This is a genomic window from Stieleria varia, from assembly GCF_038443385.1.
Classification (GTDB): domain Bacteria; phylum Planctomycetota; class Planctomycetia; order Pirellulales; family Pirellulaceae; genus Stieleria; species Stieleria varia.
Genome location: NZ_CP151726.1, coordinates 7,976,334 through 7,999,495, shown reverse-complemented (window position 1 = coordinate 7,999,495; position 23,162 = coordinate 7,976,334). Strand labels below are relative to the sequence as shown.

The 23,162-nt window shown below is 55.5% G+C and carries 34 protein-coding genes; 7 read left to right on the top strand and 27 right to left on the bottom strand.

Annotated features, from left to right (window positions below; all coding sequences use genetic code 11):
- Window positions 1–275: 275 nt before the first annotated feature.
- The 23 genes from Pla52nx_RS26985 to Pla52nx_RS26875 all read right to left on the bottom strand — a co-directional run bounded on the left by Pla52nx_RS26985 (window position 276) and on the right by Pla52nx_RS26875 (window position 12,661).
- Window positions 276–521: a LexA family protein gene (locus Pla52nx_RS26985; RefSeq protein ID WP_146519003.1), complete on the bottom strand. Its 246-nt coding sequence runs from the start codon at window positions 519–521 to the stop codon at window positions 276–278.
- Between the two features lie 147 nt (window positions 522–668).
- On the bottom strand, window positions 669–1,040 hold the full coding sequence (locus Pla52nx_RS26980; protein WP_146519002.1) for a hypothetical protein: 372 nt from the start codon (window positions 1,038–1,040) through the stop codon (window positions 669–671).
- Window positions 1,041–1,256: 216 nt separating this feature from the next.
- Window positions 1,257–1,646, bottom strand: coding sequence for a type II toxin-antitoxin system death-on-curing family toxin (locus Pla52nx_RS26975; protein WP_146519001.1), 390 nt, complete (start codon window positions 1,644–1,646; stop codon window positions 1,257–1,259).
- A complete protein-coding gene (locus tag Pla52nx_RS26970) occupies window positions 1,646–1,840 on the bottom strand; it encodes a DNA-binding protein (protein ID WP_146519000.1) in 195 nt (64 codons plus the stop codon). Before Pla52nx_RS26970 ends, Pla52nx_RS26975 begins: the two co-directional genes overlap by 1 nt.
- Window positions 1,841–2,001: 161 nt before the next feature.
- The gene (locus tag Pla52nx_RS26965) at window positions 2,002–2,298 is read right to left on the bottom strand and encodes a type II toxin-antitoxin system RelE/ParE family toxin (RefSeq protein WP_146518999.1); all 297 of its coding nucleotides are present in this window, start codon (window positions 2,296–2,298) and stop codon (window positions 2,002–2,004) included.
- The gene (locus Pla52nx_RS26960; RefSeq protein ID WP_146518998.1) at window positions 2,286–2,471 is read right to left on the bottom strand and encodes a hypothetical protein; all 186 of its coding nucleotides are present in this window, start codon (window positions 2,469–2,471) and stop codon (window positions 2,286–2,288) included. Before Pla52nx_RS26960 ends, Pla52nx_RS26965 begins: the two co-directional genes overlap by 13 nt.
- A 169-nt stretch (window positions 2,472–2,640) precedes the next feature.
- Window positions 2,641–2,916: a hypothetical protein gene (locus tag Pla52nx_RS26955; RefSeq protein ID WP_146518996.1), complete on the bottom strand. Its 276-nt coding sequence runs from the start codon at window positions 2,914–2,916 to the stop codon at window positions 2,641–2,643.
- Window positions 2,909–3,115 carry an addiction module protein gene (locus Pla52nx_RS26950; RefSeq protein ID WP_146518995.1) on the bottom strand — a complete coding sequence of 69 codons (207 nt, stop codon included), beginning with the start codon at window positions 3,113–3,115 and terminating at the stop codon, window positions 2,909–2,911. The genes Pla52nx_RS26955 and Pla52nx_RS26950 overlap by 8 nt, the downstream gene beginning before the upstream one ends.
- Before the next feature lie 161 nt (window positions 3,116–3,276).
- The gene (locus Pla52nx_RS26945; RefSeq protein ID WP_231741820.1) at window positions 3,277–3,585 is read right to left on the bottom strand and encodes a type II toxin-antitoxin system RelE/ParE family toxin; all 309 of its coding nucleotides are present in this window, start codon (window positions 3,583–3,585) and stop codon (window positions 3,277–3,279) included.
- Window positions 3,575–3,760 carry a hypothetical protein gene (locus tag Pla52nx_RS26940; RefSeq protein WP_146518993.1) on the bottom strand — a complete coding sequence of 62 codons (186 nt, stop codon included), beginning with the start codon at window positions 3,758–3,760 and terminating at the stop codon, window positions 3,575–3,577. Before Pla52nx_RS26940 ends, Pla52nx_RS26945 begins: the two co-directional genes overlap by 11 nt.
- A gap of 604 nt (window positions 3,761–4,364) precedes the next feature.
- Window positions 4,365–4,718, bottom strand: a complete 354-nt coding sequence (locus tag Pla52nx_RS26935; protein WP_231741819.1) for a hypothetical protein — start codon at window positions 4,716–4,718, stop codon at window positions 4,365–4,367.
- 164 nt (window positions 4,719–4,882) lie between these two features.
- On the bottom strand, window positions 4,883–5,110 hold the full coding sequence (locus Pla52nx_RS26930) for a hypothetical protein (RefSeq protein ID WP_146518991.1): 228 nt from the start codon (window positions 5,108–5,110) through the stop codon (window positions 4,883–4,885).
- 668 nt (window positions 5,111–5,778) lie between these two features.
- Entirely contained in the window at window positions 5,779–6,165 is a 387-nt protein-coding gene (locus tag Pla52nx_RS26925) for a hypothetical protein (RefSeq protein WP_146518990.1), read from the bottom strand.
- Window positions 6,166–6,403: 238 nt separating this feature from the next.
- Complete coding sequence (locus Pla52nx_RS26920; RefSeq protein ID WP_197454376.1) at window positions 6,404–6,712, bottom strand: hypothetical protein; 309 nt, start codon at window positions 6,710–6,712, stop codon at window positions 6,404–6,406.
- 165 nt (window positions 6,713–6,877) lie between these two features.
- Complete coding sequence (locus Pla52nx_RS26915) at window positions 6,878–7,267, bottom strand: hypothetical protein (protein ID WP_197454375.1); 390 nt, start codon at window positions 7,265–7,267, stop codon at window positions 6,878–6,880.
- A gap of 162 nt (window positions 7,268–7,429) precedes the next feature.
- Window positions 7,430–7,828 carry a hypothetical protein gene (locus Pla52nx_RS26910; RefSeq protein WP_197454374.1) on the bottom strand — a complete coding sequence of 133 codons (399 nt, stop codon included), beginning with the start codon at window positions 7,826–7,828 and terminating at the stop codon, window positions 7,430–7,432.
- A 177-nt stretch (window positions 7,829–8,005) separates the two neighbouring features.
- Complete coding sequence (locus tag Pla52nx_RS26905) at window positions 8,006–8,335, bottom strand: hypothetical protein (RefSeq protein ID WP_146518985.1); 330 nt, start codon at window positions 8,333–8,335, stop codon at window positions 8,006–8,008.
- Window positions 8,336–8,490: 155 nt separating this feature from the next.
- On the bottom strand, window positions 8,491–8,778 hold the full coding sequence (locus Pla52nx_RS26900) for a hypothetical protein (protein WP_146518984.1): 288 nt from the start codon (window positions 8,776–8,778) through the stop codon (window positions 8,491–8,493).
- 242 nt (window positions 8,779–9,020) lie between these two features.
- The gene (locus Pla52nx_RS26895) at window positions 9,021–9,410 is read right to left on the bottom strand and encodes a hypothetical protein (RefSeq protein WP_197454373.1); all 390 of its coding nucleotides are present in this window, start codon (window positions 9,408–9,410) and stop codon (window positions 9,021–9,023) included.
- Between the two features lie 152 nt (window positions 9,411–9,562).
- Window positions 9,563–10,009 (bottom strand): hypothetical protein, encoded by a 447-nt coding sequence (locus Pla52nx_RS26890; RefSeq protein WP_342190267.1) that lies wholly within the window; start codon window positions 10,007–10,009, stop codon window positions 9,563–9,565.
- Window positions 10,010–10,118: 109 nt separating this feature from the next.
- A complete protein-coding gene (locus Pla52nx_RS26885) occupies window positions 10,119–10,529 on the bottom strand; it encodes a hypothetical protein (protein ID WP_197454372.1) in 411 nt (136 codons plus the stop codon).
- 1,301 nt (window positions 10,530–11,830) lie between these two features.
- On the bottom strand, window positions 11,831–12,202 hold the full coding sequence (locus Pla52nx_RS26880; RefSeq protein WP_146518978.1) for a hypothetical protein: 372 nt from the start codon (window positions 12,200–12,202) through the stop codon (window positions 11,831–11,833).
- A gap of 171 nt (window positions 12,203–12,373) precedes the next feature.
- On the bottom strand, window positions 12,374–12,661 hold the full coding sequence (locus Pla52nx_RS26875; RefSeq protein ID WP_146518974.1) for a hypothetical protein: 288 nt from the start codon (window positions 12,659–12,661) through the stop codon (window positions 12,374–12,376).
- 162 nt (window positions 12,662–12,823) lie between these two features.
- Here Pla52nx_RS26875 and Pla52nx_RS26870 point away from each other — a divergent pair, with 162 nt between their 5' ends.
- Entirely contained in the window at window positions 12,824–13,132 is a 309-nt protein-coding gene (locus tag Pla52nx_RS26870; RefSeq protein WP_197454371.1) for a hypothetical protein, read from the top strand.
- A 204-nt stretch (window positions 13,133–13,336) separates the two neighbouring features.
- Here Pla52nx_RS26870 and Pla52nx_RS26865 read toward each other — a convergent pair whose 3' ends face one another.
- The 4 genes from Pla52nx_RS26865 to Pla52nx_RS26850 form a co-directional block, all read right to left on the bottom strand.
- A complete protein-coding gene (locus Pla52nx_RS26865; RefSeq protein ID WP_197454370.1) occupies window positions 13,337–13,729 on the bottom strand; it encodes a hypothetical protein in 393 nt (130 codons plus the stop codon).
- Between the two features lie 156 nt (window positions 13,730–13,885).
- The gene (locus tag Pla52nx_RS26860; protein WP_146518975.1) at window positions 13,886–14,245 is read right to left on the bottom strand and encodes a DUF5076 domain-containing protein; all 360 of its coding nucleotides are present in this window, start codon (window positions 14,243–14,245) and stop codon (window positions 13,886–13,888) included.
- Between the two features lie 541 nt (window positions 14,246–14,786).
- Window positions 14,787–15,074, bottom strand: a complete 288-nt coding sequence (locus Pla52nx_RS26855) for a hypothetical protein (protein ID WP_146518974.1) — start codon at window positions 15,072–15,074, stop codon at window positions 14,787–14,789.
- A 306-nt stretch (window positions 15,075–15,380) separates the two neighbouring features.
- Complete coding sequence (locus tag Pla52nx_RS26850; protein WP_146518973.1) at window positions 15,381–16,754, bottom strand: tyrosine-type recombinase/integrase; 1,374 nt, start codon at window positions 16,752–16,754, stop codon at window positions 15,381–15,383.
- Window positions 16,755–16,985: 231 nt separating this feature from the next.
- On the opposite strand from Pla52nx_RS26850, the gene Pla52nx_RS26845 reads away from it, so the two are divergent.
- From Pla52nx_RS26845 to Pla52nx_RS26820, 6 genes are all read left to right on the top strand, one after another.
- On the top strand, window positions 16,986–19,346 hold the full coding sequence (locus Pla52nx_RS26845) for a PSD1 and planctomycete cytochrome C domain-containing protein (protein ID WP_197454369.1): 2,361 nt from the start codon (window positions 16,986–16,988) through the stop codon (window positions 19,344–19,346).
- Window positions 19,347–19,359: 13 nt separating this feature from the next.
- Window positions 19,360–20,826, top strand: coding sequence for a DUF1501 domain-containing protein (locus tag Pla52nx_RS26840; protein WP_146519628.1), 1,467 nt, complete (start codon window positions 19,360–19,362; stop codon window positions 20,824–20,826).
- A 40-nt stretch (window positions 20,827–20,866) separates the two neighbouring features.
- Window positions 20,867–21,253, top strand: a complete 387-nt coding sequence (locus Pla52nx_RS26835) for an acyl-CoA thioesterase (RefSeq protein ID WP_146518971.1) — start codon at window positions 20,867–20,869, stop codon at window positions 21,251–21,253.
- A gap of 185 nt (window positions 21,254–21,438) precedes the next feature.
- Window positions 21,439–21,561: a hypothetical protein gene (locus tag Pla52nx_RS26830; RefSeq protein ID WP_342190266.1), complete on the top strand. Its 123-nt coding sequence runs from the start codon at window positions 21,439–21,441 to the stop codon at window positions 21,559–21,561.
- Window positions 21,562–21,715: 154 nt separating this feature from the next.
- Window positions 21,716–21,868: a hypothetical protein gene (locus Pla52nx_RS26825; protein WP_342190265.1), complete on the top strand. Its 153-nt coding sequence runs from the start codon at window positions 21,716–21,718 to the stop codon at window positions 21,866–21,868.
- A gap of 344 nt (window positions 21,869–22,212) precedes the next feature.
- Window positions 22,213–23,127, top strand: coding sequence for an alpha/beta hydrolase (locus Pla52nx_RS26820; protein WP_231741817.1), 915 nt, complete (start codon window positions 22,213–22,215; stop codon window positions 23,125–23,127).
- Window positions 23,128–23,162 lie beyond the last annotated feature (35 nt).

The following is a 23,162-nucleotide window of genomic DNA, read 5'->3' as shown; positions in this document are numbered from 1 at the left end:
AGTGGACTGCGATCGACAATGGCAGGAGTTGAGGGACGCCTCATCAATTGGTGGCGTCGTGGAGTTTGTCAGAAATCCTGCCCGAAAGGAATTCTGGCGAATCCCATTACCAATCGCATCAGTAAATGAATCGTCGCTCCTTGCGTCACCGTCGTGAACGACGTGGTTGATGTTGAGTGACGAGATTGTACCAACGCCGGTGTCTGTTGCCAAAGAGCGAGCCTGATCCGAACGCCCCGGGTCGGACACCTGTGGAACCTGTGTTGAGCGACAGGCTAGTCCAGGTCCGGAATGGAATCGCGATCGACCAACAAACGGATCGTCCGGCTACGCCCTGGTTCACGGGAAATGAAGCCACGCTCACAGAGTTTGACGACCATGTTGTGAACCGTGGGCGGTGAAGTGCGAAAGTACCGCTGCATGTCCGATTCAGCGGGTGGTTGCCGATTCAGTTTCGTGTAGTAGTAGATGAACGCGAGGTATTGCCCTTGTTTGGCAGTTGGTTGGTTTGAAGCGTCCATCTCGTATGATTGAGTCTCGCAACGGAAGGTTTTTACGACACCGCCATGAACGAAGCGGCCGACGCTTGAACTACTAGCGATTGTACCAATACCAGCGATCGTTGCCAAAGGACAAAGGTGTGCCGAAGGCCTAGCGTAAAATCCATGTTAGCCGCCCGTTGATTTACGAGTGACGGTAGACAGAACGAACACGCATTCCAATAGCGTCGCAACAACCAAGCCATAGATCAAAGCCGCTGCGCCAAGTCCATCAGGTAAATCTTGCATCAGTCGGCCAATAGATGGACGGTCACGAAACTCGATTGCGACGATCGCCAAAGCACACCCTGCCACGCCGACAAACCACGCCAAAGCATGGCGAGTCACGCGACCCAACGACACGCCACAGAACCAACCAACATACCGCGTGGCGAGCCCCGCCGATGCGACGAGCCCCCACAAGCCCCATTCGTTCCCACCGAGCTTGATGGTGGTGGCGGCCGCAAATGTTAACGCAAAAAGAATTGTCGCAAGCAACATTTGCGAGATTCGAAACTGTTGTGAGTCGTGTGAGACGGCGTTCACTCAAGGGGTTGAGGGCGGGTAACGGAAGGTTTTTACGACACCGCCCTGAACGAAGCGAACAATGCCTGAACTACGGAAATTGTACCAGCAGAGGGCGGCTTGAACAAACGACAGCGGTGTGCCGAAGGCCTAGCGTAAAAACCATGTTGGCAGACACGGGCCATCCGAGTGTCAGGCGTCCTTCGCGGAAACATTTGCGGTGATCCAATCTACGAGTTCGCCGCGTTCGACATCACCAGCCGCAAGTTTCAAGAACAGAGATTCGGCGTCATCAACAGCCGCATTCAACTCGCGCCCGTTGAGAACCAGAAAGGTCTCCATCGCGGCATGACCGATCCTCTTGTTTCCGTCGACAAACGGATGATTCATCACTAGCGAGAAGCATAATGCTGCGGCCTTGTCGATCAAAGTAGGATAGAGCTCGTCGCCGCCGAACGTCATCTGTGGCTGCACAACCGCAGACTCGACGCCCGCAAGATCACGAACTCCGTCAGCACCACCTGACTGCTCGATGACTCGTCGATGCAATTCAAGCACTTCAGAGAGAGTGAGGTAGCGCATTAACCGAGCCGCCTGTAGAGTTCGCGATTCTTATCGAGAACTGATTTCGCAGCACGATCGAAATCGTCGGCCGGACGCGCAAGTAAATCGTTGACGGCGGCCTTCGCGAGATCACGCGGGTCGACGCCGAGTTCACGAGCGCGTTCTTTGAGGCGTTCCGATTGATCGTCGTCAAGGTTGAGAGATATCGACATTGAAAATACCTAGGGTCTGACAACGGAAGGTTTTTACGACACCGCCCTAAACGAAGCGAATGATGCATGAATTACCAGAGATTGTACCAAGGCCAGCCCGCGTTGCCAAAGTCGGAAGGTGTGCCGAAGGCCTCAGCGTAAAAACCATGTTAGGCGACCGGTCAGCCGAGATAGTCTTCGATCCTCATTGCACTGTGAAATATTCCGAGTATCTCAACACGGTCTTCGCTGATAACGAGATAGGGGATTCGGTAGTGACCGTAAAGAATCTCGCGAACTTCACGGTCAGCAATCGGCAGATACTGTCCACCCAGTCGAGGGGACGTCCGCAACAACTGAATCTTCGCGTATATTCCACGCGCAACGTCCAACGCTGCGGTCGGGTTGTCCGCAGCGATATGATCGTGAATCTTTTCAAGCCAAGTCGCCGATTCGTGGGTCCAGACTATTTCTGCCACGATTCGATCCTCTGCTTGACTTCGTCATCGGAGATGACGTTACCAGCGTCGGAGTCAGCCAGACCGCGGTCAACCATGCGAGCATAAGCGAGTTCGCGTAGGATCTCGTCATAGCTACTGTCGTCGGGTTGTTGTGCGATGAGATCAGCCATCGCCTGTTTAACGGTGGGCATATGGGTTTCCTTGCGGGGAGGTCGCCTAACGGAAGGTTTTTACGACACCGCCTCAAACGAAGCGGTGGAGTTTGAATCAACAGAAATTGTACCAATGCCAGCGCCCGTTGCCGACCAACGAAGGTGTGCCGAAGGCCTAGCGTAAAAACCATGTTGCACGACCGTTGCGTCAGATTGAACGCTCGAACCACCCACTCTGATCAGAGGCAGCATGGAAGACGCCAAGGATTGCGACAAACTCGTCGCGGTTCTCGAACAGCAACACATAGGGAAAACGATTAACCGTTGCCACACGCATGATTCCATGAACGCAGCCAAATGATTCTGGGCGTTGCGACAGGTCACGTAAGCGATTACCTAGATCGACAGAGATCTCGTCGTAGTAGTTGGTCGCGGATGACAAGTCATCAGCGACCATTGGGTGAAAGCGTCGTTTCTTAGCCATCGACGCGACGCCAAAGTTCGTCCTCGTCAATTGCGATCGAGGGGTCGGCGTCAAGTTCGGCAGATCGACGGGATGCCTCGCGGATCACGTCAGGCGGCACAATGACGTGCTCAGGCGAAGACGCGATCTCGTCCCACAGTTGCGTTACGATTCGGAGTTTTTCGTTGACAGAAAGGCCGCTTAGATCTGATATGTTCATGCCAGTAGTATAACCGATTAGGGCGTGCAACGGAAGGTTTTTACGACACCGCCCTGAACGAAGCGAACGATGTCTGAACTACGGAAATTGTACCAAGGCCATGGCCCGTTGCCAAAGAGCCAAGGTGTGCCGAAGGCCTAGCGTAAAAACCATGTTGTCGGTCATTCACCGCTGCCGAGATCGCGTTCGTCAAAGATTCGAGCACTATGAAACACAGCGAGGATATCAACCCTGCGTTCGGCTACACGATAGATGATGCGGTAGTTGCCTTGCAGAACCTCGCGCAAGTCCTCGCGGCCGATCTCCGGAACGACCTCGCCGGAGCATGGGAATTGTCGCAATCGCCCAATCGATAATCGGAGCTTACGGACATAGGCAGACGCCGTGGCCGGCGCATCCCGGGCAATATGAGCGCGAACCGCTCGCAAGTCTTCGCGAGACTGTCGCGTCCAGTAAATCTTACTGGGCACCTTCGGCCTCAAGTTCGTCCATGAACTCGTCATGTTCCATCACGTCGCCGGCATCGGCTTGAGCGATGCCCAGTTCGATCTTGCGAAGGAGGTAGAGACGGTCGATCACTTCGTCGAGTGAGACATTGTCATCAAGGGTCTGAATTAGCGAAATAGCCTTTTCTTTGGTTGTCACAGTGAGTCCTTTGATTTATGACCGACAACGGGAGGTTTTTACGACACCGCCCTAAACGAAGCTAGCGATGCCTGAACTACGAGAAATTGTACCAAGACTAGCCCGCGTTGACAAAGATGGAAGGTGTGCCGGAGGCCTAGCGTAAAAACCATGTTGTGCGACCGTTACGCTGGAGATTTAACGTTGCAATCACATGAAATCTCGGCGCCATCGTATGGAGATGGAGCAGTTTTTGGATCAGGATAAGTCTGGCGGAGTTTACGTCTGCCAGTGCCGTTGCAGATGCCGCAAGCAGGATTGAAGGTCTGTTGCGATCGAAACCCTTTGATCCACGCCATGAACACTAACGGTTCACCATCGCGATGCGGATTCGATTCAATGTCGCCGCCAATATCCGCGCATCTCGCACCGGACTCGAAAGCGGATTGTCGCTCTGCATCTAACATTCGCTAGGTCGCACAACGGAAGGTTTTTAGGACACCGCCGTGAACGAAGCGAGTGATGCCTGAACTGCGAAAGATTGTACCAAGGTCAGCGAGCGTTGCCAAAGGAGGAAGGTGTGCCGCAGGCCTAGCGTAAAAACCATGTTGTCCGCCCGGCCCCGCTATTCAGGTTCAGGGACATAGCAGTCCCATTCGTTCGTTTCCTGCTCGCGCTGGCGATAGAGCCGACCACATTCGGGACAAATTGTGATGCCAACGGAGAATTCGTCTGCGCGAGTAATGATGTCGTCGATGATAGAGCCGTCCGAGATGCCGAACGGTGGACGCCCATAGAATTCGGTGATCCATTCGTCGCGTCGGCCATCACGAACAGCGACGAGGAAAGCGTCGACGGCAGCGGTACGGCGGACGCAGAATTCGTCGAAGTCAGCATCGGAAATCAAGCTCGCCTCGTGGGGCGAAGGAACGGCGACTAGCGAAATCGTGTGTCCACAACGGCAACCAAACTTTGGCATTTGGAACACCTAGGATCGCACAACGGAAGGTTTTTACGACACCGCCCTGAACGAAGCGAACGATGCATGAACTCCGAGAAATTGTACCAACGGAGGGCGGCTTGAACAAACGACAGCGGTGTGCCGAAGGCCTAGCGTAAAAACCATGTTATGTGACCGGAAACCTACGGCAGATCGTCCACTGCGGATGAATCAACGGCCCCGCCAGCGTCCGCGTCGCTGCCCACGGAGTCAGAATGACCGTTTGCGGCAGGGACACCGTTGGGAAAGTAATAGTCATTGACCGCGCGGTCGATCCCGAGCGGGTCACGGGCTGATTCAGGCGACGAACATCCGGCCAGCACGATGCACGCCAACCCAGTCACGGCGAACGATTGCAGTGTGAATTTCATTGAGCGTTCCGTCGCGAGGCGTTTCCGGTAGGTCACACAACGGAAGGTTTTTACGACACCGCCCTAAACGAAGCGAGCGATGCTTGAACTACGAGTAATTGTACCAAAGCCATGGCTCGTTGCCAAAGAGCCAAGGTGTGCCGAAGTCCCGAGCGTAAAAACCATGTTGTGCGGCATCACGGTTTCCACACGAATCGGCCATCCTTGTATTGCGAGGAGTTGTCGGCTGCCCACTTCTTGGACCATGAGCTGTATGTTGAACTGTATTGCCACCATTCGTGTGTGTGGTTCTCGGGAATGGGGTATTCAGCACCAACAACAGGTTCGATCGTGTTGCCGTGGAGGGACCACCAGCGATATACGCGAATCAAGACGCGCCGATTCCCGCAGATGTGGCATGACTGGCTGGATGTCTCGCGTTAATGGGGCGTCGGTGGCACAATCAAGGCCAGCAACGCGACAACGACGGCGATCACAAGCCATTCCGATTTCGTTGGGTAGCGGAAACGCATAAATGATTGTCCGCACAACGGAAGGTTTTTACGACACCGCCCTAAACGAAGCGAACGATGTTTGAATTACGAGGGATTCTACCACCAGAGAGAGCCTTGAACAAACGACAGCGGTGTGCCGAAGGCCTAGCGTAAAAACCATGTTAGCCGCCGCGATTATGCCAGCGAGGACGCGACATCAGCAGCCCATTCATCGCCGCAGAATTCAGCAGCCCGGTTGCCGAAAATGTAATTGCCGATGAAGTCGTCAAAGTCGATCGCGACTGAAACGAGAGTCCCGCCATCGTGGTCGAGAGATGAAATGGAACCGTCCGGTAGTTGGACGTAGCGGAAACCTGACGGGTCGGATGCGATCACAGTCCCGTGACAAGAATCAGCGACGGTTGGGAGCGAGTCGACGGAATCGCCAACAGCGTGGATGCGAATTACGTCGAGATCGAGGCCGTTCCATCTGCGTAAGAGTTTAGCCAGCGACCCGCTGCATCGTCCATCGAATGCCGCGGCAATTTCGGTGTCCGTTGCGCCGCGATCCGGGACAAACACGAGATCCCGTGTCAAAAGCGAAGAGTCGAGGACGCGCTGGATAAGCTGGATCAACGTTGCACTCGATTGAGGTAGCGGCACATAACGGAAGGTTTTTACGACACCGCCCTAAACGAAGCGAACGATGCCTGAACTACGAGGAATTGTACCAAGACCATGGCCCGTTGCCAAAGAGCCAAGGTGTGCCGAAGGCCTAGCGTAAAAACCATGTTGTAGGCCGTTGAACGACCAATACGCTTTACGACGTCAATTGATCCGCAATTGACTGGGCGAACATCTCAGCAGGAGGTTCGAGGTTATTCTCTCGTGCTTTCTCAGCGTTGCGTTGCCACATGCTGCGGAGTTCATCAGGCATGGCCGAGGGAATCTCAAGCAGTGATTCAATCATTTCATGCCAAGAACCGCCCAGAGACCAAGTTTGGCGGAGATTGGGTTCCATTTCGGTGAGGCGGTCCGCATCGGCAGAGTCGAGTTCGCCAATCACCCAGAGTATCCAAAGTTCAACCAAGCGAAGGAGCGGTTTTCCATCGTATCGTGGATTGTTCATTTTGCTGAGGCGTACAACGGAAGGTTTTTGCGACACCGCCCTGAACGAAGCGAACGATGCCTGAACTACGAGAAACTGTACCAAGGCCAGCCCGCGTCGCCAAACAGGGAAGGTGTGCCGAAGGCCTAGCGTAAAAACCATGTTGTGCGGCAGCTGAAGTGCCAATCAGGTTCCCAACATCTTGTGGTATTCTTCGAATGCTGCCGACACGGTTTCATCGGTGACGAACGAAAGGTCAAGTTCCGAGTCGACCGATGGATGGTTCGCCGCATCGAGCGATTTGCGCATGTTGTCGGGGATAGAGAAACGCCCGCCGCGACGCGTGAATCCATCGTCGGCAACAGCGCGACCGTGAGGAGTGAGCAGGATGCGACCATCACGGATGTCCACGAGTCCGCAACGATACAACGCCTTGAGCGAGCGAGTTATTTCGCCAACAGTTGGGATCGCGTGATTGAGAGAGTCGGCCGCGCCAATGAGCAACGGAAGGTCAACGCCACCATCGGCGGTTACCGAAGCGAAAATCCAAGCGGTGGCAAAGTTGAATCTCTCCATCGGTTGTTGCCGCACAACGGAAGGTTTTTACGACACCGCCGTTACCGAAGCGGTGGAGTTTGAATCACGAGAAATTGTACCAATACCAACGCCCGTTGCCTACCAACGAAGGTGTGCCGAAGGCCTAGCGTAAAAACCATGTTGTCCGCCCGTGAATCACCGTTACGGCCAGCGAAAATCAAACCCGCCACAATACGTCAGCTTGGGCGTTGACCGGAGGGAAGAGTCAAAACCGCCAAACGCGTCTGGAAAGACCAAAAGCAATGTGTTGGCATCAGGATTCGCGGCACGAACGCGCCCCAAGTCGGAGCCATTGACCAAGTAAGAAGCAAGGTAGGAGTAGCGTTCGTCGCCGTCGATAGTTTCGATGAAGTCCGAATCAAGGTAAACATCGCCGAGGTCGTCGCAAAAGCCCCAAGATGGGTTGCGGTTCTCCCAAGCGGCGTACTCGTCGTCGCTCACGGTGTCGCTAGGCTCAGGTTCCCACTGTGGCTCGGTGTAGAGGCACGCTTCGTTGCGGGATAGAAATGTGCCAGCGAAGACATGAAGTATGCTGGTCATCAGAAAGACCTAGGGCGGACAACGGAAGGTTTTTACGACACCGCCCTGAACGAAGCGAGCGATGTTTGAACTACGGGAAATGGTACCAATGCCAGCCCGCGTTGACAAAGATGGAAGGTGTGCCGAAGGCCTAGCGTAAAAACCATGTTGTCCGGCCAGTGAAGCGAGGAAACGGTCTCAATCAGAGTCGTCCAAGAGTTTTGCGGCACATTCCGCCATACACTCAGCGAAAGACACGGATTCACGAGCGTCAGCGCCGATATTTGATGACAGAATCTCGTGCGATTCGCGGTAGTGCGCCATGGCAAGCGCAAAATCAAACGTTACATGTTCGTGAAAAAGTGCGCTGCCAGCGAGCGCGGATTGTAATTCATGCCACGGAAGTGATGGATCGCGGGCTTCAGTGACAGCCTGTGCCATCAGTTGAATCGCAAGTTCGCGGTCACCACGACCATTAGCCTCACGCGCGGCGAGTTCGGTCTTGTGCCACTGGAGATCGCCACGCATCTAAAGCTCTGGTCCGGACAACGGAAGGTTTTTACGACACCGCCCTAAACGAAGCGGACGATGTCTGAACTACCAGAAATTGTACCAACGTATGGCGGCTTGAACAAACGACAGCGGTGTGCCGAAGGCCTAGCGTAAAAACCATGTTGTCCGACTCAAGGAAGTGCGATTGACCATTGATTCTCAGATGATACGGCAGCAATTACGTCGGAGAACGCAGCGTATTGGGGATCAGGGCGCTCGTGATTGCGAGCGGGCCACCACGCGCCCCAGCGGCCAGATTCGGTGAAGATGAACACGGCATCGTGCAAGATTGTGAGTCCCTGCGGGCCATCGACAGATTCGTAGGCGAGCAATCCATCGCCGTAAACAGAGGGATTGAGCCGAACGGTCAGTCCCGCCGCGCGCCATTGGGATTCAAGGTCAGAAAGGGCGTCACTCATCTTACGGCTGAGTCGTACAACGGAAGGTTTTGCCGACGCCGTTCGTGACCGAAGCGAGAAAACGTGGCAAGACAATAGATTGTAGCTACAGCGTGAGGCTTGAACAACCAAAAGAGGCGTCCGCGGCGTGACCATCCGAGCGACGTTATCGAGGCGATTGAAGTTTGCCAACCGAACGACGCTCAAACGGCGAAGCCGCGGCTTAGCGGCAAAACCATGTTGTGCGGCAACTGAAGTGCCAGTCAGGTCCCCAACATCTTGCGGTATTCTTGGAACGCTGCCGAGACAGTTTCATCGGTGACGAACGAGAGGTCGGGTTCCGAGTCGACCGAAGGATGGTTCGCCGCATCGAGCGATTTGCGCATGTTGTCGGGGATGGAGAAACGCCCGCCGCGACGCGCGAAGCCATCGTCGGCAACAGTACGACCGTGAGGAGTCAGTAAGATGCGACCATCAAGGATGTCCACGAGTCCGCAACGATACAACGCCTTGAGCGAGCGAGTTATTTCGCCAACAGTTGGGATCGCGTGATTGAGAGAGTCGGCCGCGCCAATGAGCAACGGAAGGTCAACGCCACCATCGGCGGTTACCGAAGCGAAAATCCAAGCGGTGGCAAAGTTGAATCTCTCCATCGGTTGTTGCCGCACAACGGAAGGTTTTTACGACACCGCCTCAAACGAAGCGGTGGAGTTTGAATCAACAGAAATTGTACCAATGCCAGCGCCCGTTGCCTACCAACGAAGGTGTGCCGAAGGCCTAGCGTAAAAACCATGTTGGGCGACACTTACGGCACCGTCGTGATGATCCAATCTTGTGGGCCACGAAATGCGATTGTGTCAAAGCCGCCATCGAGTGCGCTACGCGAGCGAAGCTCACGCATGTACGTGGCAGGGTCACACATCTGCTTGAAGTCCTCACCGAACTTCACGCCCAACGAACGAAGCTGGGAGACAAGTTCAATTAGCGTTCGGTCTTCAAAGGCACTTGGGTTGGATTGGGAAAATGGAATTTGCCAGCAAGAACCAGAGCGAATCATTCCAAGTTCTTCCAACACCAATAGATCGGACCCGACGTCACCTGCAAGCTGGACGAATTCCGAGTGGATCAGCGAAACGTAGGCTGGTGGTTGCACTGTGTCGCCCAACGGAAGGTTTTTACGACACCGCTTCTCTCCGAAGTCAAAAAGCGTCGCAACACCAAACAGTTTACCAAAGGATTGCCAGGTTGCCACTGAGGCGGTGTCCGCGGCGTGGCAAACCAAAACGCGTCATCGAAGTGAACGACGAGGCAAACCAAGCAATGCTCCAAGGACGAAGCCGCGGCTTAGCGTAAAAACCATGTTAGGCGACCGGTGGAGCAACCGACCATCGCACTTGATCTAGGGATTCGGTGAAGCGAAACTCGCCGGTAGCGACAACGAAATTGTCAGGGTCGATTACAAGTTTGCCGTTGAGAAGTCGTTGCAATTCTTCGTGGCGTGCGCGATCGTCGGGCAAAGCTGGATGTGTTTCGTGTGGCGTGTCGCCACGTTTGTATGCGGCGTTCCATCGCAACCAGACAGCCCAATCTTCGAGGGCAAGCTGAAATAGGTCGTCTGTAATTGGAGAGAGGCGGAACGAATCGGTATAGTTGCCCAATGTGTCCGAGAATTCCGATTCGTATACGTGTGGCGTTCCGCGAAAGTCCGCAACGCCACCGCGCGGGCCATCGTAGTAGTCGGTCATCGTGTGGACTGTTTCAAAGTCTGCCATCAGAGAAGACTAGGTCGCCTAACGGAAGGTTTTTACGACACCGCCCTGAACGAAGCGAGCGATGCCTGAACTACCAGAAATTGTACCAAGGCCAGACCGCGTTGACAAAGTTGGAAGGTGTGCCCGAAGGGCCTCAGCGTAAAAACCATGTTGGGCGACTCTACGCGCTGGTGGCGGAGGATTCGATCAAAGGCATTTCGTCAACCTCGGTGAAAAGAGGCACGCCACAATCGCAGTGCTTCGTGTACGGTCGCACAATATTTGTTTGGATTGATGTGTCACGAGATTCACCACACGACGAACAGGTCAGACGGACGTGCGGGCGGCCCCACGGCACATTGCCCGTAGAATCACGTTTTCGCTTGAGGTCAGTGAAAGGCAAGTACGCGAAGTGGACGACGTATTCAGCGACAGATCGCGCCCCATCGGACGATTGCGTAAACGACGTGAGTTCGCCACAGAAACCGTTGCAGTTCTGACGGCCAGTGCATTTGGGCCACCGTTCATCGGGGTGGAAGACGACAGTACGATGAGTGCGTTTGCAGACGATGCAGTCAAATGTTGCCTCCAGCTCGGGTAGGAATTCAACGCCGACGCCCGATTCTGCGTTGATAACACACGTAAACTTGGCGACACGGTTGTATGGGGTGTCATTCACTCTGAGTCGCCCAACGGAAGGTTTTTACGACACCGCCATGAACGAAGTGAACGATGCCTGAATTACGTGAAATTGTACCAAGGCCATGGCCCGTTGCCAAAGAGCCAAGGTGTGCCCGAAGGGCCTCAGCGTAAAAACCATGTTGTGGGACGCGTTGATGGGCCAAAACGGTCTCCACCCCGGAGGAATTGCAAGGACAGCGCAATCGAGCATGGGGAACCACGAAAGACGCGAAATACACGAAAGACTCCCGAATCGCGATAGGTCCAGAACAAGAAGTCCGCGCTACGACGGCGGGCGATGCAGATCGCGGCATCGGAGATACGGTAAACGCACACGAGTTGATGCCAACAAAAGATTGAGCGACGAAACAGTCCGCCACGGTCGCCGCCGAAGATCGCGCGCCATTGCATGGCGAATCACCAACCAACGCTCGAAGGTACTAACAGCCGAAACAACAGAACGCGTTTGCCGGAGGAGCCGAAAACCTAGCGTCCCACAACGGAAGGTTTTTACGACACCGCCCTGAACGAAGCGAGCGACGCCTGAACTAAGGAAGATTGTACCAAGGCCAGCCCGCGTTGACAAAGTTGGAAGGTGTGCCGCAGGCCTAGCGTAAAAACCATGTTGTGCGGCAAATGTGCTACGAATCGGTGTTGCCACGCTTTTCGGTTTCCGCAAGGATTTTTACGAGGTTGTCCCAGTACTCAGACGATTGACCGCCGCACCGGCATTGGAATTCAGTATCAGTCGTGAAGCTGTGTGGCCCCCAGTGTTCGTTGACCATTGCTGGGCACGAGAAGTGCTCGAAGACCGTTTCAAGGTGGTGGCGAGAATCGGCGTGACAACAGAGTCCCCAATCCGCGTTGAATGGAGCAAAGAACGAACAGCCGCCGCACTGGACCCCATTGTCAGCCTGAGCGGCAACGGCAGGTTCATTCGGCCAGCGATTGGTGTAGAGCTGCTCGGAGGCTGCGTTCGACCAAGTGTCAGTGGTTATGCGGTTGGAATTCATCGTTAGTCTTTGCCGCACAACGGAAGGTTTTTACGACACCGCCCTAAACGAAGCGCACGATGTCTGAACTACGAAAGATTCTACCAGCAGAGGGCGGCTTGAACAAACGACAGCGGTGTGCCGAAGGCCTAGCGTAAAAACCATGTTGTGCGGCAACGGGCGCTGCCAGCGCTATTCGCGCTGACGTTTGATTCGGTCTATTGCACGCTGAACGCCGGGCGTACCGACCGTGTGAACACGTCGTTCGAGGTCATCAACGATAAGCTGTAAATTATACAGTTTGCGCCCCGCATCATTGAACTGTTGGGTAGGTGCAAATTCAAAGAGCCAGCCGATTTCTACGCGGCCAACCGATACAGGTTCAGCGGTATACGGTACGCCATAACTCGATTCGGCAACTGGCAACCACCGATCGAGTATCAATTGAAGTGCGGTCGTTTTGTTGATGTGCTCGTGCATGGGGAGAGTGTACGAGAATCGCGAATGAGTTGCCGCACAACGGAAGGTTTTTACGACACCGCCCTAAACGAAGCAAGCGATGCCTGAACTACGAGAAATTGTACCAAGGCCAGCCCGCGTGGCCAAACGCAGAAGGTGTGCCGAAGGCCTAGCGTAAAAACCATGTTGTGGGACGCGGGAAGCACCAGAAAGCTCTCCATCGGAGAAGACCTGCAAGTCGACCGCGCATCATTCGATGATTTTGCCACACCAGAGGAACTCGGCGAAAAGCTTCCAGCTTGGCTCTGGTTCCGGCTCATCGTCTCCCGGCATGGATGCGAAGACGTCGCACGCAGCCTCGAGGAATTGTGGGATGTCGGCGTTTGCCCAGCCGTGCGCGCCGTCCACCATGTATCGCGTGGGATTCTCGGCTTCGATCTTGGCGGCAGCTTCACGCTCGGCGGCAAGCGCCATGACGAAAGCAACAAATGATTCACGGTCGTGTACGGCTTCAAGTAGCGGGAAAATGTCACTCACGAATAGCTAGCGTCCCACAACGGAAGGTTTTTACGACACCGCCGATGCAATGCCATTCAAGTTTGAACAACCAGATATTCTACCAGTAGATGGAGGCTTGAACAAACGACAGCGGTGTGCCGAAGGCCTAGCGTAAAAACCATGTTGTACGCCGCCGAATCACCAGTTGAGTATGACCCAGATTCCGTCGTCGGCATGGTGGCGAGAACCACAATGTACGAGCAACGGCCCGACTGCATCGTGCTCGACATCCTCGGATGACCACGCTCCGCATTCGGGGCACTGCCAAGAAACGTGATTAGTGACGCCGATTTCACCAACGAATTCAACCGCAAGATGCGTGACCGGAAAAGTGCGGCGCACAATACGCCATCCGGAGTCGTCGGGCGAAACAGCCCATGAGTTTCCAAGGGCATAGTCGTCGGATGGGTCACCAAATCGAAACGACGATTCCGCGGTGGCACGTGTTTCATCGCTGGATAATCCGTAGGCGTACGGGCGGCCATCAAACTCAGCGAAGAAGATGTCGGTTTGAATTGTTGAATGGCTCATACGCTGCGGCGTACAACGGAAGGTTTTTACGACACCGCCCTAAACGAAGCGAGCGATGCCCGAACTACGAGAATTGTACCAAGGCCAGCCCGCGTTGCCAAACATGGAAGGTGTGCCGAAGGCCTAGCGTAAAAACCATGTTGTACGCACCGGAACCTACGAGTCGGTGTCATCCCAGAATTCGGTCGCAGGATCATCCATTGTTGGCCATTGTCCGGAATGTTGCGAGGTTTTGTGTTTGATTTCAGTGTTGAAGGCTTCGACAACCGAGTTGAGCGTCTCGCGGCGATCAAGTCCCGCGACGTCTTCGAGCGCGTTTGAGATGTGTTGCGCGATGTCCGCCAGCATAATGCCCCACGCATGAGGTTCGCTGGTCTCAGAATTCTTGTGCCAGTGGCCGACGTTGAGTACGCAATGTAGGCCACCCTCAGCGATCCATGCGCGTGCCATCTCGATAGCGTTGTCGTCTGCCTCAGCGGCGGGCGGAATCATCAGAGGTTTGCGGTTGTCTGCCATCGGGAAACGCTAGGTGCGCACAACGGAAGGTTTTGCCGACGCCGTTCGTGACCGAAGCGAGAAAACGTGGCAAGACAATAGTTTGTAGCTACAGCGTGAGGTTTGAACAACCAAAAGAGGCGTCCGCGGCGTGACCATCCGAGCGACGTTATCGAGGCGATTGAAGTTTGCCAACCGAACGACGCTCAAACGGCGAAGCCGCGGCTTAGCGGCAAAACCATGTTAGGCGACCGGTCAGCACCGAAGCCACCATCGTGATTGAGATTAGTGTTCGATTAGCGAATATTAGTGTTCAGCGCAGCCAAGTTTTTGGGAACACTAATCCGCACTAATCGCACACTAATGAACCCCGCAGGCAACCCGAACCTGGGATATCGCTAGGTCGCCTAACGGAAGGTTTTTACGACACCGCCCTAAACGAAGCGCACGATGTCTGAACTACGAAAGATTCTACCAGCAGAGGGCGGCTTGAACAAACGACAGCGGTGTGCCGAAGGCCTAGCGTAAAAACCATGTTGTGCGGCAACGGGCGCTGCCAGCGCTATTCGCGCTGACGTTTGATTCGGTCTATTGCACGCTGAACGCCGGGCGTACCGACCGTGTGAACACGTCGTTCGAGGTCATCAACGATAAGCTGTAAATTATACAGTTTGCGCCCCGCATCATTGAACTGTTGGGTAGGTGCAAATTCAAAGAGCCAGCCGATTTCTACGCGGCCAACCGATACAGGTTCAGCGGTATACGGTACGCCATAACTCGATTCGGCAACTGGCAACCACCGATCGAGTATCAATTGAAGTGCGGTCGTTTTGTTGATGTGCTCGTGCATGGGGAGAGTGTACGAGAATCGCGAATGAGTTGCCGCACAACGGGTTTTTGGGCGACACCCCCTATCAAAAGTGGGGTGTCGGGGAGGATTTGATTGCTTTTAGATTAGCGGGTTTTGGGGCTTGGGGAAAGATTGGTTGTCAGGTGGAAGCTGGTTGGTGGGCCTGTATGGAGATTGAGAGGCCTTGTTTTGATGGCAACGCGCAGCGTGAGAAGTCGGCCGCTGTGGGGATGGCCGGTGGGGGCTGCGGGGGAAAGAAGTTTGATTGCTTGCTACGAGAGTCAGGCGATCTCGGCGGCGGCTGGGCTACTCGCGTGGATAACGGCTCAAGACGTGCGCGGTGATGCGAGCGGAAAGCATCTCATAGAAACCCGCTTCGTGGATGCGATCGGCCTGGGCTTTGGGTAGTTTTGCGAGTTCCGGTTTCCACTGCTCGATCGGTGGCAGTTGGATTGTGACGTAACCGGGGCGAGATTGCTGGGCGCGGATGCCGGTAAGAAAATGGCGGGGCGCGGAAACCGGTTGGCCGGGTCGGATGATTTCCAGTGTGAACTGAATGTCATTGCTGCTGGGATCTGGATCGGGACGGCTATGCAGTGTCAGCCTACCGACTGGTTTGTCGACAACTGATTCTGTCGGAGCTGGTGTCGCAGGCGGCTGGCCGACCAGTCGGTCCAGCGGACTGGGCATGTCCGTGCGTCCCTTGGCGACTTTGACATAGATGGTCGTGGTTTCCAGATTGACGTGGCCCAAGACGGCTTGAATCCGTCGGATATCGCATCCGTCCTCGAAGGAATGCGTGGCGAACGCGTGTCGCAGAGAATGTGGCGTGGCGTGTTTTTGGATCCCGGCGACGCGGCATGCTCGTTGCATGGTTCGCTGGACGGTTCTCGGGCTGAGGTGGCGGTTCTGTCGATGATCGCTGGCGGATTCGGAGGGGAACAGATAGCCGTCGGCAGCCAGTGGGCTGCAAACGGATTGCAGGAGGGCTCGGTAGCATTGTGGGAGTTGAATGTGCCTGTCCGCGCGTCCTTTGCCCTGGCGGATGAAGATTTGATTGCGGTCAAAATCAAAGTCCCGTTTCTGCACCCGGCAGACTTCACTGACCCGCATTCCGGTAGCGTACATCAAGCCCAACAGCAGCGTGTCTCGGGTCGACGGCGTGGCTTGGAGCAGTCGTCGGACTTCTTCGCGGCTGAGAACGACAACACGTCGACGTGGTTGTCGGGGTGTGGCGAGGCCCAGGGTGATGTCAAGGAAACAGAGTTTGTCGAAAATCGCGCGGATGGCGCTGAGTTGGACAGCGATATCGGAGGTAGAGTGGCCGGCGTCGACGAGGTATTCGAGGTAGTCTTTGACGTATTCTCGATCCAGTTCGTGGGGCTGGCCTCCGAACCATCGCAACAGGGACCGCATGGCGGCAAGGTAATCGGAGACGGTGCCAGCGGTGTAGCCACGGATCTTGAGTTCACGCTGGATCAGGCGATGAAATCGAGCCGGGGTGGGTGTTTCGTGTCGGAGATCGATGACGGCGAGAGCGGAGTACAGGTCTTCGACAGGTTTTCGAGGGGCCTGTCTGCCGCGAGCGGTTCGGTAAGGCTGGCCGTTGCGGTAGCGGTGGATGGGATGGGGGAGCGATTCGGACGAGCGTGATGGTTGGCTGACAAGGCTTGGATTCACGGCGACTCTCCTATGACTTGGGCAGTACGGTTGAGAGGGTATGCCGTTTCGGAGGATTACCGAAGAGAGGTTTTGTTATTTCGTTGCCTGGTGGCGTGAGAGGACTATGGGTAGTGCTTGCATTTTGTTCTGGCTGACGGAGGTGTCGAGGTGGTCTACAATGCTAGAGACCGTTTGATGCTTAGTGCTCTGCTCTGCCCTCCCCTGCCCCGCCTTTCGGATTGTTCAGCCGTGTTGCGATCTTTTCTTGGGTTCCTTCCGACGCGGCTTGCCTGCCTTGTGATCTTTCTTTGTTGGTTTGACTCCACGCAGTCTTGGGCGGGCGAGATGGGTGGTGTTGAGTTCTTTGAAAGTAAGGTTCGGCCGCTGTTGGTTCGGCACTGCTATGAGTGCCACAGCGAAGAACATCAGGAGCAACAAGGTGGGTTGTTGTTGGATCGTGCATCGGGTTGGCTGGGCGGCGGCGACACGGGCAAAGCGGTGATTCCGGGTGAAGCGGATGCGTCGTTGTTGGTTCGTGCGGTTCGCTATGACGACAGCGACTTGCAGATGCCGCCCGACGGCAAGTTGAGTGACGAAGAGATCAAAGTACTGGAGCAATGGATCTCCGGTGGAGCGATCGGACCTGCGGAGGACATGGGCGACACCGAGTTTTCTCAGTTGGGTGATCAAGAGGTCTTGTTCGATCGGGCCAAGGAGCATTGGGCGTTTCGACCGCCTCGTGACACGGTGCCGCCGGTTGCCAGTAACAAGAAATGGAATGAGTCAACGATTGATCGGTTTGTCTTTGCAAAATTGAAAGATCACGGCATCACGCCTTCGCCGATTGCCGATACCAGGACTTTGTGCCGACGTTTGCACTTCGATTTGATTGGGTTGCCGCCGTCGTCGGCGCAGATCACCGAGTTCCAAGCAGCCTTTGAGCAGAATGCGGATTCAGCGATTGCCGACACGATCACTCGATTGATGCAAGATCCATGTTACGGTCAGCACATGTCGCGGATGTGGCTGGATGTGGTTCGCTATGCGGATACCGACAGCACGTATCGTCCCGACACCAAGACCCCGCACTACTTTCCCTTTGCGTTCACGTATCGTGACTACGTGGTCGATTCGTTCAACGCCGACAAACCGTATGATCGATTCTTGGTGGAGCAGTTTGCGGCGGATGAGTTAGGGTACGGTGATGGAGATCGAGAGATCGCTGCCCTGGGTTTCTTTGGCGTCGGTCCGTATGCGAATCGTTCGCAGGCAGAGTCGCTGGATGATTGGATTGATCTGACGACGCGAGGGCTGATGGGGCTGACGGTGGCATGTGCGCGGTGTCACGATCACAAGTACGAGCCGGTGCCGACAGTTGACTACTACTCGTTGCGGGGAGTTTTCGCTTCGCTGGATCGCATTCATCCTTTGGACGAAGAAAAACAGCCAGCGGTGGATGGTTATCGTGCTAGCGAGGAAGAAACCGCCGACTACAAGAAGCAGCTTGCCAAGATCATGAAGCAGATCGATGCGGCGGGTGGCAAGAAAGCGAAGGGGAACAATCGATCGATCGCGGAGAAGATTCGCGAGACCGATTTGGCTCAGTTGTGGGCCTTTCATCCCGGAGCGCCTGCGCACGCGATGGTGGTCCGTGACAAGCAGAGTCGGCCGCGATCATTTGTATTTGTGCGTGGCGATGGAGCCTCGCGAGGTGAGCCTGCGCCGAGTCGGTTCTTGAAGATTTTGGATTCCGAACAAGAGGTGTTTGGCGAAGAAGCCAGTTTGCGGATGCAGTTGGCTCAGCGTATCGCCGATCCTGACAATCCGTTGACGGCGCGTGTGATCGTCAATCGCGTTTGGGGATCGCTGATGGGGGCGTACCTTGTTGCCACTCCATCGGACTTCGGATTGCAAGGTACAGCGCCGACCCATCCTGAGCTGCTGGATCATTTAGCGATTGATTTTGTCGAGCACGGATGGTCGATCAAGTATCTGGTTCGGCAGATCGTCAGCAGCCAGACTTATTTGCAGCGTAGTCGGCATCGGGACGATGCGGCGGCGGAGGACCGGGAGAATCATTTGCTGTGGCGGGCCAATCGCAAACGGTTGTCGATCGAAGAACTTCGTGACAGCTTGCTGCAGGTTGCACAGCAGTTGGACTCAACGGTGGGAGGTCGACCGGGGCCGCTTTGGGAGGGTGACTACACTCGGCGGCGTTCGATTTACGGGTTCATCAATCGGTTCAATTTGGATCCGACACTTGGTGCGTTTGATTTTCCCAGTCCGATGCAGTCGCAGTCGCGGCGTGGCGAAAGCGTGGTGGCTCCGCAAGCCTTGTTCACAATGAATGCAGGTTTCGTGGTGGATCAAGCCAAGGCGGTGACGCAGACGAAACGTTTTCTAGATTGCGCAACGGACGCGGAAAGGATCTCGTGTTTGTTTGATGTGGTGTTGCAACGACAGCCGGCGGAGAATGAGATCACCAAGGTGGAGCGTTTGCTGGAGTTTCAAGCGAGGTTCACGGACAAGCCGTCTCGATTCGACGAGTCTCCTTGGCCGATGGTCGTACAAGCGTTGATGATGTCGAATGAGTTCCAATACTTTGATTGAAAAAGCTGAGCGGATGAACGAGTCACATGATCCCTTCGCTGCCTTGTCGCGGCGTCAGTTGTTGCAGTCGACCAGTTTGGGGACGCTGGCAATGTACGGTCTGCTGGCCGATTCGCGGGGTGCGGATGCTGCGGAGTCCGGCGGTACAGCGGGCGGTGCAGCGGGCGCGATAGACACGTCTCCGTTGGCCGAGAAACCGCCCCACTTCCCCGCTCGCGTCAAGCGGATCATTCATCTCTTTGCCAACGGCGGTCCGTCCCAGATGGACACGTTTGATCCCAAGCCTGAGCTGAACCGACTGGACGGAAAGCCGTTGCCCGATTCGGTGTTGTCGCAGTTGCAAGACACGCAGCGCAAACGTGCCGGTTCGATTTTCGGGTCACCGTTTCAGTTCAAGCGATACGGCGAGAGCGGTTTGGAAATCAGTGAGTTGTTTTCCAAAGTCGCCGAGCACGCCGATGACTTGTGCGTGATTCGATCGATGCAGGGTGAGATCGCCAATCACACGCCCGGATTGTTGTTGACCAACTGTGGTCACTCGACGTTGCCCCGGCCGAGCATGGGGTCTTGGTTGTTGTACGGATTGGGCAGCGAGAGTGATGAGTTGCCCGGATTCATCACTTTGTGTCCCAAGGGATTGCCGACGGCGCAGACGTTGAACTGGACCAGTGCGTTTTTGCCGGGAGTGTATCAGGGCACACCGATTGATACCGAGAGCAGCGGCAAGCAGATCGTTCCGAATCTGACGCGGTCGGACATTCGCCCGGGCAGTCAGCGGGCACAGGTCGCGTTGACGCAGTTTTTGAACCGTCGTCATCAGTTGATGAATCCGGGTGACGAGCGATTGGAGAGCCGGATCCAGTCGATGGAGCTTGCGTTTCGCATGCAGACTGCGGGGACCGACGCGTTCGATTTGTCACAGGAGTCGGCTGAAACGCGGCAGATGTACGGCAACACGATCGTGGGACGTAACCTATTGACCGCACGACGATTGGCCGAGCGTGGCGTGCGTTACGTTCAGTGTTATCACGGGGCCGGACAGCCTTGGGACAATCATGGTTCGTTGGTAAAAAACATCACACGATTGGCGGGCGAGTCGGATCAGCCGATCGCGGCGTTGTTGCAGGATCTAAAGCAGCGTGGGATGTTCAACGACACGTTGGTGATTTGGGGTGGAGAGATGGGACGTACACCGACGATCCAGCAAGTGAAGGATCCGAGCAAGTACGGTCGAGATCACCACATCGATGGCTACACGATCTGGCTGGCCGGCGGCGGATTCCGCGGCGGGATGACCTACGGGGCCACGGACGAATTGGCGATGCAGGTGGTGGAGAACAAGGTGCCCATTCATGACTTGCACGCCACGATTTTGCATCAGATGGGGTTGGATCACAAACGACTGACGTATCGCTACTCTGGTCGCGATTTTCGATTGACCGATGTACACGGGCGGGTGATCAAAGAGATTTTGTCGTAGCGGATACCGTCATTCAAACCATTCAAACGAGGGATCGTTCATGCGACAACACACGATTGAGCACCGCGTACGTTACGACGAGTGCGACCCGATGGGTTTCGTGCATCATTCGATTTACCTGCAGTACTTTGAGATGGGCAGGACCGAGTTGTTGCGAGCTGTCGGTGGGCGTTACCGTGAGATGGAGGAGGCGGGGCAATTGGTCGTCGTTGTCCGAGTGGACTGTCGCTATCGGATGCCAGCGAAATACGACGATCTGGTTCAAATTCACACGGAGATCAAAACAATTTCGGAAGCCAAGATTGTTCATCACTATCGAGTGACCCGCGGCGAAGAAACGTTGGTGACGGCGGACGTGACGATGGGGATGATCGATCGCGAGGGGAATTTGCAACGGATACCGGAGGGTTTGATCAAGCTATTCTAGGCTGACCAGGGATAGGAGACTTAAGTGGATAATCGAGTGATTCATCAGTCGACAGGCCGTATGAATTTCCCCCTCACCCCCTGCCCCTCTCCCCCGATTCCTGGCTCGCTTGAGGCTCGCCAGGAATCGGGGGAGAGGGGAGCCATGTCGGGTTTTGAGATCCGCTCGCGTTTCGGCCAAGATTTGTGCATCACTACCGCGTGACCCGCGGCGAAGAAACGTTGGTGACGGCGGACGTGACGATGGGGATGATCGATCGCGAGGGGAATTTGCAACGGATACCGGAGGGTTTGATCAAGCTATTCTAGGCTGACCAGGGATAGGATTCTTAAGTGGATAATCGAGTGATTCATCAGTCGACAGGCCGTATGAATCTCCCCCTCACCCCCTGCCCCTCTCCCCCGATTCCTGGCTCGCTTGAGGCTCGCCAGGAATCGGGGGAGAGGGGAGCCATGTCGGGTTTTGAGATCCGCTCGCGTTTCGGCCAAGGTTGTGCATCACTACCGCGTGACCCGCGGCGAAGAAACGTTGGTGACGGCGGACGTGACGATGGGGATGATCGATCGCGAGGGGAATTTGCAACGGATACCGGAGGGTTTGATCAAGCTATTCTAGGCTGACCAGGGATAGGAGACTTAAGTGGATAATCGAGTGATTCATCAGTCGACAGGCCGTATGAATTTCCCCCTCACCCCCTGCCCCTCTCCCCCGATTCCTGGCTCGCTTGAGGCTCGCCAGGAATCGGGGGAGAGGGGAGCCATGGTGTTGTTTTGCAGTGCACAAACCAATCCTGGCTCCCCTCGCCCCCAAGGCTTTCGCGCGAAAAATGCTGCCACCATCCTAGATTGATTCGCGAAAGTCTTGGGGGAGAGGGGGCGAACTCTGTGCGAATGAGCACGAGGTTTTCGCTATGATGAGCATTCGTTTGAACCTCAGTCCCCCTTTGAAACCCCAGCATCATGAAATCACGAATCTTTGTCGCATCTGTCTCATTGGTCTTTGTTTGGTTCGCCACGAACGTCCGTGCGGAGTCGCCGGCGAAGATGACGTTGCCGTTGTGGCTGGAGGGGACTCCCGGTGTGACCGTCGAACAGCCGGGTGATGGGGACACGCCGCAATTGTTGGTGACGTTGGTGGAGTCGGAATCGCCCACGGCGGCGGTGGTGATTTTGCCTGGTGGTGGTTATCACGGTCTGGCGATGTCGCACGAAGGGCATCAGATCGCCGAGTGGTTTCAGTCGATGGGCGTTTCGTCGGCCATTTGTACTTACCGCGTGCGTGGCAAAGGAAACGCGGGCAAGGGCTACGGGCATCCCTATCCGATGATGGACGCGCAGCACGCGATCCAAACGGTTCGCGCCAAAGCGAGTGAGTGGAACATCGACCCGGATCGAATCGGCGTGATGGGTTTTTCCGCCGGCGGTCACCTCTGCTCAACCGTTTCGACAAAGTTCCTTGAGGGCGACAAGGAAGCCACGGATCCGGTCGCCCGTGTTTCATCGCGTCCGAACTTCAGCATTCTGTGCTATCCGGTGATCGCGTTCGACAAACCCTACACGCACGGTGGCAGCCAGCGAAATCTGTTGGGTGAGGATGCGCCGGCCGAGTTGGTGGCCTCGTTGTCCAACGAGTCGCAGGTGAGCAAAGAGACGCCTCCGACGTTTTTGTTTCACACGGCGGACGATCCTGTTGTGGCGGTTGACAATGCGGTTGAGTATTTCATGGCATGCCGTCGCGCGGGTGTGCCCGCGGAGATGCACGTGTTTCCCAAAGGCCGGCACGGTGTGGGATTGGCCGTTGGGATGAAGGGTTTGGATCAGTGGCCGGGACTGTGTGAACAGTGGTTGGTCGGGTTGGGTGTTGTGAAGCGTTGATGGTGAAAGAGGAGTGAATGGGATGCGACCGTTGG

Bases quoted from the DNA above. Each gene is read 5' to 3' on its own strand.
- Pla52nx_RS26885 (WP_197454372.1), bottom strand. From the start codon at position 10,529: ATGGCAGACTTTGAAACAGTCCACACGATGACCGACTACTACGATGGC.
- Pla52nx_RS26930 (WP_146518991.1), bottom strand. From the start codon at position 5,110: ATGAAATTCACACTGCAATCGTTCGCCGTGACTGGGTTGGCGTGCATC.
- Pla52nx_RS26910 (WP_197454374.1), bottom strand. From the start codon at position 7,828: ATGACCAGCATACTTCATGTCTTCGCTGGCACATTTCTATCCCGCAAC.
- Pla52nx_RS26895 (WP_197454373.1), bottom strand. From the start codon at position 9,410: ATGGAGAGATTCAACTTTGCCACCGCTTGGATTTTCGCTTCGGTAACC.
- Pla52nx_RS26985 (WP_146519003.1), bottom strand. From the start codon at position 521: ATGGACGCTTCAAACCAACCAACTGCCAAACAAGGGCAATACCTCGCG.
- Pla52nx_RS26950 (WP_146518995.1), bottom strand. From the start codon at position 3,115: ATGAACATATCAGATCTAAGCGGCCTTTCTGTCAACGAAAAACTCCGA.
- Pla52nx_RS26980 (WP_146519002.1), bottom strand. From the start codon at position 1,040: ATGTTGCTTGCGACAATTCTTTTTGCGTTAACATTTGCGGCCGCCACC.
- Pla52nx_RS26835 (WP_146518971.1), top strand. From the start codon at position 20,867: ATGCGACAACACACGATTGAGCACCGCGTACGTTACGACGAGTGCGAC.
- Pla52nx_RS26935 (WP_231741819.1), bottom strand. From the start codon at position 4,718: ATGCCAAAGTTTGGTTGCCGTTGTGGACACACGATTTCGCTAGTCGCC.
- Pla52nx_RS26955 (WP_146518996.1), bottom strand. From the start codon at position 2,916: ATGGCTAAGAAACGACGCTTTCACCCAATGGTCGCTGATGACTTGTCA.
- Pla52nx_RS26860 (WP_146518975.1), bottom strand. From the start codon at position 14,245: ATGGCAGACAACCGCAAACCTCTGATGATTCCGCCCGCCGCTGAGGCA.
- Pla52nx_RS26855 (WP_146518974.1), bottom strand. From the start codon at position 15,074: ATGCACGAGCACATCAACAAAACGACCGCACTTCAATTGATACTCGAT.
- Pla52nx_RS26865 (WP_197454370.1), bottom strand. From the start codon at position 13,729: ATGAGCCATTCAACAATTCAAACCGACATCTTCTTCGCTGAGTTTGAT.
- Pla52nx_RS26900 (WP_146518984.1), bottom strand. From the start codon at position 8,778: ATGAGTGACGCCCTTTCTGACCTTGAATCCCAATGGCGCGCGGCGGGA.
- Pla52nx_RS26905 (WP_146518985.1), bottom strand. From the start codon at position 8,335: ATGCGTGGCGATCTCCAGTGGCACAAGACCGAACTCGCCGCGCGTGAG.
- Pla52nx_RS26920 (WP_197454376.1), bottom strand. From the start codon at position 6,712: ATGAACAATCCACGATACGATGGAAAACCGCTCCTTCGCTTGGTTGAA.
- Pla52nx_RS26870 (WP_197454371.1), top strand. From the start codon at position 12,824: ATGTTGTGGGACGCGGGAAGCACCAGAAAGCTCTCCATCGGAGAAGAC.
- Pla52nx_RS26915 (WP_197454375.1), bottom strand. From the start codon at position 7,267: ATGGAGAGATTCAACTTTGCCACCGCTTGGATTTTCGCTTCGGTAACC.
- Pla52nx_RS26975 (WP_146519001.1), bottom strand. From the start codon at position 1,646: ATGCGCTACCTCACTCTCTCTGAAGTGCTTGAATTGCATCGACGAGTC.
- Pla52nx_RS26875 (WP_146518974.1), bottom strand. From the start codon at position 12,661: ATGCACGAGCACATCAACAAAACGACCGCACTTCAATTGATACTCGAT.
- Pla52nx_RS26820 (WP_231741817.1), top strand. From the start codon at position 22,213: ATGAAATCACGAATCTTTGTCGCATCTGTCTCATTGGTCTTTGTTTGG.
- Pla52nx_RS26880 (WP_146518978.1), bottom strand. From the start codon at position 12,202: ATGAATTCCAACCGCATAACCACTGACACTTGGTCGAACGCAGCCTCC.
- Pla52nx_RS26970 (WP_146519000.1), bottom strand. From the start codon at position 1,840: ATGTCGATATCTCTCAACCTTGACGACGATCAATCGGAACGCCTCAAA.
- Pla52nx_RS26840 (WP_146519628.1), top strand. From the start codon at position 19,360: ATGAACGAGTCACATGATCCCTTCGCTGCCTTGTCGCGGCGTCAGTTG.
- Pla52nx_RS26960 (WP_146518998.1), bottom strand. From the start codon at position 2,471: ATGCCCACCGTTAAACAGGCGATGGCTGATCTCATCGCACAACAACCC.